This is a genomic window from Sorangium sp. So ce362, assembly GCF_051519845.1.
Classification (GTDB): domain Bacteria; phylum Myxococcota_A; class Polyangia; order Polyangiales; family Polyangiaceae; genus Sorangium.
The window spans coordinates 8,903,077-8,914,090 of the sequence record NZ_CP150332.1 but is presented as its reverse complement, the minus strand read 5'-3'; the positions used below and the strand labels follow the sequence as shown (position 1 = coordinate 8,914,090).

General features: G+C 72.1%; 10 protein-coding genes. 5 read left to right on the top strand and 5 right to left on the bottom strand.

Annotated elements, in window-relative coordinates; translation table 11 throughout:
• The first annotated feature begins 96 nt into the window (after positions 1 to 96).
• A complete protein-coding gene (locus WMF17_RS34225; RefSeq protein ID WP_129578885.1) occupies positions 97 to 435 on the top strand; it encodes an HU family DNA-binding protein in 339 nt (112 codons plus the stop codon).
• Positions 436 to 612: 177 nt separating this feature from the next.
• Here the strand turns inward: WMF17_RS34225 and WMF17_RS34220 are convergent, their stop codons facing one another.
• Together WMF17_RS34220 and WMF17_RS34215 are read right to left on the bottom strand one after the other, a co-directional pair.
• Positions 613 to 1,248 carry a hypothetical protein gene (locus tag WMF17_RS34220; protein ID WP_437645217.1) on the bottom strand — a complete coding sequence of 212 codons (636 nt, stop codon included), beginning with the start codon at positions 1,246 to 1,248 and terminating at the stop codon, positions 613 to 615.
• Positions 1,249 to 1,403: 155 nt separating this feature from the next.
• Positions 1,404 to 1,682, bottom strand: coding sequence for a hypothetical protein (locus tag WMF17_RS34215; RefSeq protein WP_437575114.1), 279 nt, complete (start codon positions 1,680 to 1,682; stop codon positions 1,404 to 1,406).
• Between the two features lie 271 nt (positions 1,683 to 1,953).
• On the opposite strand from WMF17_RS34215, the gene WMF17_RS34210 reads away from it, so the two are divergent.
• Positions 1,954 to 2,772 carry a hypothetical protein gene (locus WMF17_RS34210; protein ID WP_437597475.1) on the top strand — a complete coding sequence of 273 codons (819 nt, stop codon included), beginning with the start codon at positions 1,954 to 1,956 and terminating at the stop codon, positions 2,770 to 2,772.
• A gap of 78 nt (positions 2,773 to 2,850) precedes the next feature.
• Here the strand turns inward: WMF17_RS34210 and glyA are convergent, their stop codons facing one another.
• Both glyA and WMF17_RS34200 read right to left on the bottom strand, forming a co-directional pair.
• Complete coding sequence (gene glyA, locus WMF17_RS34205) at positions 2,851 to 4,122, bottom strand: serine hydroxymethyltransferase (RefSeq protein WP_437597474.1); 1,272 nt, start codon at positions 4,120 to 4,122, stop codon at positions 2,851 to 2,853.
• Complete coding sequence (locus WMF17_RS34200) at positions 4,119 to 5,483, bottom strand: dihydrolipoamide acetyltransferase family protein (RefSeq protein ID WP_437597473.1); 1,365 nt, start codon at positions 5,481 to 5,483, stop codon at positions 4,119 to 4,121. Before WMF17_RS34200 ends, glyA begins: the two co-directional genes overlap by 4 nt.
• Before the next feature lie 283 nt (positions 5,484 to 5,766).
• Here WMF17_RS34200 and WMF17_RS34195 point away from each other — a divergent pair, with 283 nt between their 5' ends.
• The gene (locus WMF17_RS34195; protein WP_437645215.1) at positions 5,767 to 7,563 is read left to right on the top strand and encodes a glycosyltransferase family 39 protein; all 1,797 of its coding nucleotides are present in this window, start codon (positions 5,767 to 5,769) and stop codon (positions 7,561 to 7,563) included.
• Positions 7,564 to 7,779: 216 nt separating this feature from the next.
• Here the strand turns inward: WMF17_RS34195 and WMF17_RS34190 are convergent, their stop codons facing one another.
• On the bottom strand, positions 7,780 to 8,631 hold the full coding sequence (locus WMF17_RS34190) for a hypothetical protein (protein WP_437597471.1): 852 nt from the start codon (positions 8,629 to 8,631) through the stop codon (positions 7,780 to 7,782).
• A 381-nt stretch (positions 8,632 to 9,012) separates the two neighbouring features.
• Between WMF17_RS34190 and WMF17_RS34185 the strand changes: the two genes are divergently transcribed.
• Both WMF17_RS34185 and WMF17_RS34180 read left to right on the top strand, forming a co-directional pair.
• The gene (locus WMF17_RS34185; RefSeq protein WP_437597470.1) at positions 9,013 to 10,059 is read left to right on the top strand and encodes a glycosyltransferase family 4 protein; all 1,047 of its coding nucleotides are present in this window, start codon (positions 9,013 to 9,015) and stop codon (positions 10,057 to 10,059) included.
• Positions 10,060 to 10,116: 57 nt separating this feature from the next.
• A complete protein-coding gene (locus WMF17_RS34180) occupies positions 10,117 to 10,920 on the top strand; it encodes a class I SAM-dependent methyltransferase (RefSeq protein WP_437597468.1) in 804 nt (267 codons plus the stop codon).
• Positions 10,921 to 11,014: the final 94 nt, after the last annotated feature.

The following is an 11,014-nucleotide window of genomic DNA, read 5'->3' as shown; positions in this document are numbered from 1 at the left end:
CATTTTTGTCTTTTTTTGTCCTGAGTCGTGTGTAAGGTTCACTAAGGCTGTGCGCGACGAGGTGTCGCGCGCGGGCTCATGTCCCAGGAGAGTGCCATGGCAACTAAGAAGACGGCCGGGGGCGGCGCGAAGAAGACGTTGAGCAAGAGCGGCCTGATCCAGGCCATCACCGAAGCTGCCGGTGATGAGCTGAGCCGCAAGCAGGTGAAGAACGTTCTCGAGTCCCTCATCTCGATCGGTCATCGCGAGCTGAAGAAGTCGGGCGTGTTCACGCTCCCCGGCTTTGCGAAGTTCCGGGTGGTCAAGCGCCCTGCGACGAAGGCGCGCCAGGGGATCAACCCGTTTACCAAGCAGCCGATGACCTTCGCCGCGAAGCCGGCGAGCAAGTCGGTCCGCGCTCGGCCGATCAAGGCCATCAAGGACGCGCTCCTGTAGGCATACGGATCTCCAGCGGAGCGCAGGGCGGCCACGGCGACGTGGCCGTTCTTGCTCCATGGCCTCGGGGCGCCGCGGGCGTGTCCGGGGCGGGGTCCGGCGCCGCCGGCCTGATCCCGCGCCGGGGGGCCGGGCAGCGGCGGAGCCGCCGCCCGCGCCGTCACGTCGCTTCGTGCGTCATTTCTTGCGGCTGTAGGCCTGCGCTGCCACTGGACCCGATCCGGTGCGTGCCTTGACAACCAGCTTCACCGTCGCCGGGATGGGGAACGGCCATTGGTAGCAGCTCTGCTTGGCTCCGATGGCGGCTGTCGGGCCGGTGTCCGAGTCGACGGCGAGCACCGGTTTCAGGTTGAACGCGGCGAGCCCCGGCTGTCCTCCGGCGTTGAGGTCGAGCTCCAGCTGGAGATCGACCTCGGTGACGGTGGGGAGCGCCTGCGCCAGGAACGTGTAGCAATTGCCCGGTTGGAGCATGAAGGTCTGCCCCGAGGCCGTCTGCCCCTCGGGCACCACGTTGCACACCGGCGCCCCTTCCGGCTGCATCTTCGGCGCCTCGCCGGTGGCGCGGCCCTGGAACATGGTGGTCATCGCGAGCGACTGGACTCCATCGCAGGGCGACGCCATGGGCACCCCGACCGTCGGCGGGACGGCGTCCGGGGGCGGGGCGGACGCTGTCGGCTGCGGGGGCGGCAGCGCCCCCGCGTCCGGGGGATCGTCCGCGAACTCCGACTCCTTGCTGCCGCCGCCGCAACCCAGCGCTGCCGCCGAGAGAGCCAGGAGCACTGCTGAACCCAACGACCTACCCGTCACCGTCATCTGCGGCCTCCTCGCGCACAGCCCTGCCGCTCGCCGCGGCTCCTCGTTCGGACAGCTGCGCTCGCGGGCGCTCATACACCCGACAGGGGCCGGGGGCTATGTGCGAGGCGTCTTCGCGCAGGCGGGCCAGCGCAGGCGGTCGCCTCTCGCGCCGATCAGCCGGACCCGCCCACGAGCTCGCGCAGGATGCACATGCGCGCCACGAGGAGCGCCTCGGGCCGGATCGCGTCGTCGAGGTACGCGGCCGAGTTCGCCTCCGCCAGCGACTCGCGCAGCATTCCCTGCTCCAGGAAGGTGACCGCGCGCCCGAGGTGCAGCCGCGCCCTGTCGGCTGCGATCCCCATGCCCGCGCTCGCCAGCATCTCTCGTTCCAGGAACCACTGCGCAAACTCTCCGGGACGATCGAGCTTCGCGCGGGAGCCTTGGTCGGTCATTCTGTAGTCTACCTCACGTTTTGCTCTCGGCCAGCCGAGCGTGGCGGCAGTGACGCTGGAAATCGTGGCAGAAGCAGCATCAATCCGCCGGACGGGCGCGATGAAAGCGAGGGCGTGACACGTCCAAAGCGACATCCGGCGGACGGCCTGGAGCCCGGTTGAGCGGGCCTCGGGGGTTCGCTCCGGGCAGCTCCCCGCGAGCGAACCGTTGCGTCGCGAGCCCGTCAGTGAGATTGAACGCGGCGTTCTGCCGGAATTCGAGGAGGTTCTTTTGCTCCGTACGATTGGCGTTCTGCCAGCCATGGTCTTCACCGCCGCCCTCGCTGCTGGTTGTCAACAGCGAGAGGCTTCCACGCCGCCGAGCTATGCGAACCAGCCCCCGCCTGGCTACTACCAGCAGCCGGGATACCAGCAGCCGGGGTACCAGCAGCCCGGCTATCAGCAGCCCGGATACCAGCAGCCCGGCTATCAGCAGCCCGGATACCAGCAGCCGCCGCCCGGGTACCAGCAGCCGGCCCCGACGCAGCCGGCCCCGACGCAGCCAGCCCCCACGCAGCCGGCCCCGGCGCCCTCGGCGCAGCCCGGCGGCTTCCCGTGGCCGTTCCCGCTCCCTGGCCAGCCGACCGACGGCCAGCCGACCGGCGGTCAGCAGCCCGCCCCGAGCGGCGGGAGCAGCACCGGCAGCGCGTCGCCGGTCGACCCGAACTTCGCTACCGCCGCGACCCTCCCGCTGAACAACCTCGCCGCGACCGAGGCGCCGGGCATGACGAAGGAGGGAGGGCCGATCGCGGGCCAGTTCACCGCCGGGCAGACGCTCGAGCAGCAGATCCAGCTGATGCCTGGCAAGTGCTACACGATCCTCGGCGTCGGCGCGGGGATCACCGAGCTCGACATCAGCCTCGTCGCGTTGACCCCGATCCCGATGGGCTCGTCGGTGCTGGCGCAGGACAACTTGACCGGCGCGAACGCCGCGCTCGGCGGCCGGGGCAACTGCTACCGCTGGTCGCTGCCCGTGGGCATCAACGCCAAGTACATCGTCAAGGCCACGGCCGGCTCGGGCGTGGCGGCTGCGCAGCTCTACGTGAAGTGACGCCGCAAAAGCACCGAGGACGCCGGGAGATCTCTCTCCGGGCGTCCTCGGGGGCTCGCCTCGTCGATCGTCGAGGTGTTACACGCGGATCCCCGGCGCCGGGAAGCCGCGGCAGAGCTCCGCGACCTCGGCGCCGATGCGCGCGATGCGCGCCTCATCGTTGATGTTCTGCGCCACGTCATCCATCCAGGCCGCCAGGCGCTCCATCTCGGCGACGCCCATGCCGCGCGACGTCACCGCCGGCGTACCGATGCGGAGCCCCGACGGGTCGAACGGCTTGCGCGGATCGAACGGGATCGAGTTGTAGTTCGCCACGATGCCCGCGCGATCGAGCGCCTGCGCATAGGGCTTCCCGGCGATCCCCTTCGGGGTCATGTCGATCAGCAGGAGGTGGTTGTCGGTCCCTCCGGTGATGAGCCGGAAGCCGCGCGACTCCAGCGCGCGCCCGAGCGCCTGAGCGTTCTCCACGATCTGCTTCGCGTAGCCCCGGAACCCGTCCTCCGCGGCCTCCTTCGCGGCGACCGCGATGGCCGCCGTCGTGTGGTTGTGCGGCCCGCCCTGGAGGCCCGGGAACACCGCCTTGTCGATCGCGCTCGCGTGCTCCTTCTTGCACAGGATCATCGCGCCGCGCGGGCCCCGGAACGTCTTGTGCGTCGTCGACGTCACCACGTCGGCGATGCCCACCGGCGACGGGTGCACCCCGCCGGCCACGAGCCCCGCGATGTGCGCGATGTCCGCCGCCAGGATCGCCCCGACCTCGTCGGCGATCGCCCGGAACGCGGCGAAGTCGAGCGTGCGCGGGTACGCCGTCGTCCCGCACCAGATGAGCTTCGGCCGGTGGGCGCGCGCAAGGTCGCGGACCTGGTCCAGGTCGATGCGGTGATCGCTCTCGCGCACCCCGTACGGGACGCTCTTGAAGTACTTCCCGGTGATGCTCACCGACCAGCCGTGGGTCAGGTGCCCGCCCGCGGGCAGGCCGAGGCCCATGATCGTGTCGTTCGCCTGCGCGAAGGCGAGGTAGACGGCCAGGTTGGCCGGGCTCCCGGAGTAGGGCTGCACGTTCACGTGGTCGGCCCCGAACAGCTTGGCCACCCGCGTGCGCGCGAGCTCCTCGACCACGTCGACCTGCTGCTGGCCCTCGTAATACCGCTTGTGCGGGTAGCCCTCGGAGTACTTGTTCGTCAGCACCGAGCCCGTCGCCTCGAGCACGGCCCGAGACACGTAGTTCTCGCTGGCGATCAGCCGGAGCGTGTCCGCTTCCCGCCGCTCTTCTTTGCGGATCAGCTCGGCGATCTCCGGATCGACCTCGTCGAGCGGCCGCAGGCCCTGCACGTCGTTCTTCACGCTCATACCTCGAACTCCCCGCGTGAAAGGATGTCGGTGACGCGCCAGAGGAACGAGTTCGCCAACACCCCGTCGATGATGCGATGGTCGTAGGACAGCGCGAGGAACATGACCGGATGGATCGCGATCGAGTCCTCCTTGTCCTTCGTGACCACCACGACGCGCTTCTTGATCTCCCCCATCCGGAGGATGCCGACGTTCGGCTGTGAGATGATCGCGCCGCCGAACAGGTTGCCCTTGAGGCCGGGGTTCGAGACCGTGAAGGTCGTGTTCGCGAGATCGTCGGCCGTGATCTTGCCCGACTTCGCCCGCCCGGCCAGCTCGTCGATGCTCCTCGCGATGCCGCGCAGCGCCAGCTCGTCCGCGTGCTTGATGCTCGGGACGATGAGGCCGCCGGGCGTGTCCACCGCCACGCCGAGGTTGACGTCGCGCAGCACCACGTACGAGTTCTCGAGCACTCGAGCGTTGAGCTCCGGGTGCTCGCGCAGCGCGCGGACGGCCGCGGCGCAGATGAAGGACAGGAACGTCAGCGACGCACCCGCCTTCTTGAACTCGTCCTTGTGCGCGTCGCGCAGCTTCGACGTCTCGTACAGGTCGACCTCGGCGACCGTCACCACGTGCGGCGACGTCACCTTGGAATAGACCATGTGGTCGGCGGTGATGCGGCGGCGCCGGCTGAAGGGCACCACCTTGTCGCCCGGCTTGGGCGAGTAGGGCGGCACCTTGTACGCGCCGAACCCGACGCCGGGCACCGGCGGCACGAACCCGCCGCTCGCCTGGATGAGCTGCGACAGCTCCGCCGCCGGGCTCGCCGCGCCTGCCGGCTGGGGCAGCGCGCTCGCCTTCGGCGCCGGCTCGGCGGTCGCGCCGTGCGCCGCGCGGATCACGTCATCGCGGGTGATCCGGCCGTGGTCGCCTGTCCCCTGCACGCCGCGCAGGTCGACGCCCGACTCGAGCGCCAGCTTCTTCGTCGAGGGGCTCGACAGCGGGCGGGCGCTCTCATCATGTCCGTTGCTGCCCTGCGCCGGGGCGCCGGCCGCGGCCACGTTCAGCGGGTGGTGCACCGGCGCAGGCGAGCCGGCTGCGGCCGCGCTCGGCGGGCGGTGCTCCGCTGTGGCCTGCGGCTCCACCGCCGCCTCGTCGATCTGGCAGAGCAGACCTTCCTTGGCGACGACGGTTCCTTCGGCCACCGCGATCCGCGCGACACGGCCGGCGGTCGGCGCCGGGATCTCCGTGTCTGCCTTGTCGGTCGCAACCTCGAGCAGCGGCTGCTCGCGCTTGACGAAATCGCCCTCACGCACGAGCCACCTCGAGACGGTCCCCTCGAGCACGCTCTCGCCGAGCTGTGGCATGCGAACATCGACCATCGCTTCTCGCTCCTCCAACGCACCCGGCCGTGAGCGCCCGTTTCTCGGGCAACGGCGGCACGGTCGTATACGCCGCCCGTCCTTCGAGAGCAACGACACAGTGTTCGCCCGCTGCGCATCCTTTTCGGGTCTATTCATCCTGCCGGTGCCCGCGCCGCGCTCAGCCGCCGGGGCCGTCTCGGCGACGGCGAGCCGTCCCCGCCGAGACGCCCGGCGCAGGAAGGCTGGAATCATGCGTCGACGCACGTAGACGCTGGCGTGCCCCAGCCGGTAAAAGGGCCCGGTGCGTGACGCCGCGCCGGATGGTACCGCGGTCCCTCGTCCTCGGGCCACCTCGACCGAGAGCGCGCGCGAGGGCCTCGCCGACAGGCCGGCGCGCGTCCCGGGCTCGCAGGCGATCCATGCGATCTCGCTCGGCGCCATCGCGTTCCTGCTGCTGCAGATCCTGACCTACGGCTACGGCCGCGATCAGGGCATCTACGCGATGGTCGCGCGCGCGGTGCTCGACGGTGGCATGCCGTACCGCGACGCGTTCGACTTCAAGCCCCCCGGCATCTTCTTGATCTACGCGCTCGCGCGCGCGCTCTTCGGCCCGGCGCAGTGGGGCATCCGCGTCCTCGAGGTCCTCGCCCTCGCCGGCATGTGCCTCGCGATGACGTCGCTCGCCGGCCGCGCCTTCGGCGATCGCCGGATCGGGGTCGTCGCCGCCGCGCTCGCCGTGCTCGTGCACGCCCAGCTCGATTTCTGGCACACGGCGCAGCCCGAGTCGTTCGGCGGCGTGCTCACCGTCGTCGCCCTGCTCGTGGCCACGCCGCGTGGCCGCGCCGACGCGCCCCGTCCCGCGCCGGGCGCCGCCGCGCTGATCGCGTCGGGCGTGCTCTTCGGCGCCGCCGGGCTCCTCAAGCCGCCCCTCGCCGGCGGCGGCGTCGTGCTCGCCGCCGCGCTGGCCGCGCCCGCCCTCGTGGAGCTCGCGCGGCGCGGCTCGGCGCTCGCGCGGCGCGGCCCGGCGCGCGGCGCCGGACGGGACGAGCTCGAGGCTGCCCGGCCCGCGATCGAGGGCGCGCCGGCGCGCGCGACAGCGACCGCGCTCCTCTTGGCGGCGCTCCGGCCTGCCCTGCTCATCGCGCTGGGCGGCGTGCTCCCCGTGCTCGCCTGCGTCGCGTGGTTCGCCGCGAAGGGGGCGCTCGGCGATCTGTGGGAGGTCCTCTTCGTCTTCACGCCGCACTACACCGCGCTCGGGTGGCGCGACGCGAGCGTGCTCGACCTGGCGTGGCACGGCGTCGGCGAGTGGTTCATCCGGTACTCAGGCCCGATCGCGCTCGGGCTGGTCTGCCTGCTCGCGCTGCGCCCGGATCGCCACGAGCGGGCGGACGTGGCGCTGCTCTCGGGCGTGATCGCCATGCACCTCGTCGGCGTGGTGATGCAGGCGAAGTTCTTCCCCTACCACTACGGCGCGACCTGGCCGCTCACCGCGATGCTCGCGGCGCTCGGCCTCTGGAAGGCATGGCTGCGCTGCGTTCGGCTCGGCGCGCGGGCGGCCGCCGCGCTCGTCGCGGTGCTCCTCGCGACCGCCTTCGCCCGCTCTGCGACAAAGGACGTGGCCGACGACTACCTCGCTCGCTGCGCCGAGCGGATCGCGCTGCTCGCCGCGGGCGCGCGGGACCAGGGCCGCCTCGATCGCCTCGCCTCGGTCGCCGACGTCAACGCCGCGGCGAACCGCGCGGTCGCGGCGTGGCTCCGCGAGCGCGTCGCGCCGGGGCGGCCCGTGTTCGTGTGGGGCTTCGAGCCGGTGGTCTACGACCTCGCCGATCGCCCGTCGGCGACGCGATACCTCTACAACGTCCCGCAGCGCGCGGCGTGGGCCCGGCAGGAGGCGCGCGACGCGCTGATGCGCGACCTCGCCGCGAGCCCTCCGACCGCGATCGTTGTCGAGCGCCACGACGTCTTCCCCTCGGTGACAGGCGACGCGCTCGACTCGCGCGACACGCTGGACGGGTTCCCGGCGCTGGCGGATCTCATCGACGATCGCTACGAGCTCGCCGTGCGCATCGAGGATTTCGAGATCTACCTGGAGCGCTGAGGGCGGGCTGGAGCGTGAGGCGGCGGCGCGGCCCGGCAGGCCGCGCTCCGCGCGCCGCGGCGGGCTCAGGGGCAGGCGTTCGGCTCGCCCGGGGTGGGCGCCGTTGCCACGAAGCGGCTGCCGTCGCGGAGGCCGTCGGCGCAGCGTTGGATCGACTGCGTCGTCGTCGGCGCAGTCAGTCGATGTCGCCCTCGGCGTCGTCGAGGACGCCGTCCTTCAAATGGGCTCCTGGCAGACCTGGTCGATGCACACCTCGGTCGGGCAGTCCGCGTGGACCAGGCACTGCACGCAGACCCCGCCGGCGTTGCACAGCCCGCCGTCGCCCAGGGAGCACGCGGTGCCGACCGCGATCGGCTCGTGGATCGGGGAGCCCTCGCGGCAGGAGTCGACCGTGCACTCGCTGCGGTCGTCGTGGACGTCGTCGTCGTCGTCGACGTCCACGATCGAGCCGTCGCCGTCGCAGAGGCGCTCGCTGCAGTCGCCGGTCATCTGCATCTCCGCGGGTGTCCCTGCGGCCACGGGCTCGGTGGCGCACCCTCCGTCGACGCACCTCGCGACCGCGCACTCGCTCGCTGGCTCGGAGCAGTCCGCGTCGTCGGTGCAGATGTCGCCGCCGCCGGACCCGCCGTCGCCGCCGCCGACTCCAGCGTCGCCTCCGTCACCTCCGATGCCTCCGACTCCGCCGGCTCCGCCGTCGCCGCCGTTGACACCGCCGCCACCGCCGGAGCCACCATCGCCACCGCCGGAGCCACCGTCGCCACCGCCGGAGCCACCGTCGCCACCGCCGGAGCCACCGTCGCCACCGCCGGAGCCACCGTCACCTCCGATGCCGCCGACTCCGCCGGCTCCGCCGTCGCCCCCGGAGCCACCGTCGCCCCCGGAGCCACCGTCGCCCCCGGCTCCACCGTCGCCGCCGGAGCCACCCCCGCCGCCGTCATTGCCGCCGACGCCGCCTTCTCCTCCGGAGCCACCTTGTCCACCGCTCCCACCCGTGCCCTCGCCGATCAGGCTGCGATCGGGCATCGTGAACAGCTGGCAGCCCGAGGTGGCCAGCAGCGAAATGCTCAAGGCGAGCGCGGATCCGTATCGATTCGATCTCGAAGTCATGGTCCACCTGTGTGCAGGTTGCCTGGCCGCCGCAGGCCATCGACGCTTCCTGCGCTGCCCCGCGGCGCGGACGGAGCGGGCGGGCATCCTAGACGCACGGGGCGCCTGTTGAAAGCGCGTCGCGCCGCCCATCGCGGGGCCGAATCGCGCTGGCCGGCGGCGGCGGCCCTGCGGCGTCGAGGCGGCTGCTGCGCAGCGCGGTCCCTCGCCGGGGCGGGCGGGGGCCCCCTGCTGGCATGCTCGTTGATATGTCCAACCCCGGGCATGCGCTCCGCCTCGAGCGGGGCCGAGCATGACGCCCCGGTCGCGGCGCGGCGCTGCGGCGATCGAGGAGCAACGAGCATGCGAATCGCGATCATCTCCACCCCGTTCATCCGGGTGCCACCAGCCGGATACGGAGGGACCGAGCTGTTCTGTTACGAGCTCGCCGAGGGGCTATCGGCGCGCGGACACGAGGTGACGCTCTTCGCGACGGGCGATTCGGTGGTCACCTGCCGCCGCCGGGCGCTCTACGAGAGCCCGTGCTGGCCTCCCACGCCGGAGGACGAGGTCAACCACGTCGCGTGGGCCGTGTCGGAGATCGCGCGGGAGGACAGGTTCGACCTGATCCACGTGAACAGCCCGATCGCGGTCCCGTTCACCCGCTTCGTCGGCGTCCCGGCCGTGCAGACCCTGCACCACGCGTCGTGCGACGAGAGCTCGCGCATCTACGCGCAGCACCCGGAGGTCGCGTACGTGGCCATCAGCGAGCGGCAGCGCTCCCTCGAGATCGCGCTCCCGCGCTCGTGCGTGATCCACCATGGCGTCACGTCGGCGCGCTATCCGGTGAGCCTGGCCGACGAGGGTTACCTCGCGCACCTCGGCCGTTATGCCGAGGAGAAGGGGACCCACCTCGCCCTCGACATCGCGAGGGCCGCGGGCATGCAGCTCCGCCTCGCCGGCCGCGCGCACCTCAAGGATCGTCTCTACTATCTCCAGGAGGTGGCCCCGCGCCTCCGGGAGCACGGGGCATCGGACCTCGGGGAGATGGACCACCGTCGCAAGGTCTCGCTCCTGCGCGGGGCGCGCGCCGTCCTCTGCCCGCTCCAGTGGGAGGAGCCGTTCGGGCTGATCGCCATCGAGGCCATGCTCTGCGGCACCCCGGTGCTCGGCTTTCGCCGCGGCTCCTTCCCCGAGATCGTCGACGAGGGGGTCACGGGCTTCCTGGCCGCGCCGGGCGACGCCGCGCGCCTCGCCGCGCTCGCGACGGGGCTCGCGCGCTTCGACCGCGCCGCCTGCGCGCGCCGCGCCCGCGAGCGCTTCAGCAGCACCGTGATGGTGGGGAGATACGAGGCGCTTTACCGGACCGTGACCGGCCCGCGGCGCGCCCAGGGCTTCCGGGCCGCATGAGCCGCCGCGCTCGCGCTGGTCTCCGGGGGCGCGAGGCGCCCGTGGTAAGAGGCGGCCATGAACGAGCTCTTGCAGGCCCTGCTCCGGCGCCCGTCGCTCGGGCGCGCGGCGCGGGCCGCGTCGGACTGGGTGGATCTCCAGCTCACCCATGTCGTGGGCTCGCTCGCTCGCCTCGCCCCGCGGGCGCGCGGGCGGCTGCTCGACGTGGGCTGCGGCGACAAGCCGTATGAGCACCTCTTCCTCCCCCACGTTCTCGAGTACCTCGGCGTGGAGCACGAGGCGACCTTCGGCGCCACGGCCGCGCGCTCGCGCGGCAAGGCCGACATGCTCTATGACGGCGAGCGGCTGCCCTTCACCGACGCGAGCTTCGACACCGTGCTGAGCGTGCAGGTCCTCGAGCACACCCCCCGCCCGGAGGCGCTCGTCGCCGAGATGGCGCGCGTCCTCCGCCCCGGCGGCCTGCTCATCCTGAGCGCGCCCTTCTCGTTCCGCCTGCACGAGGAGCCGCACGACTACTTCCGTTTCAGCCCCCACGGCCTCCGCGCGCTGTGCGGCCGCGCCGGCCTGATCATCGAGGAGATCTGCCCGCACGGCAGCCTCTGGAGCCTGCTCGGGCACAAGGTGAACAGCTACCTGGCGCTCCAGGTCGCGCAGATCGGCGGCGTCGCGCAGGCGATGGGCAAGCTCGGCCATGAGGCCTCCGAAGGCCGCGGGGCGCGCCTGTGGACGCTGCCGCTTGTCGCGCCGGCCATGATCGCGGTGGCCGCGGGCGCGCGCGTGCTCGATCGCGCGCTGCCCGATCCCACCGAGACGCTCGGCTTCACCCTGGCGGCGCGGCGGTCTTCGGCCCCGGCAGCCTGAAGCGGAGGGGAGGTCCCGGAGGGCAAGAAGGTCGCTTTCGCGGCGAGGGCTTCAGTTGATTTGAATCACGGCTCGCCTCGGTCTGGGAGAGGGC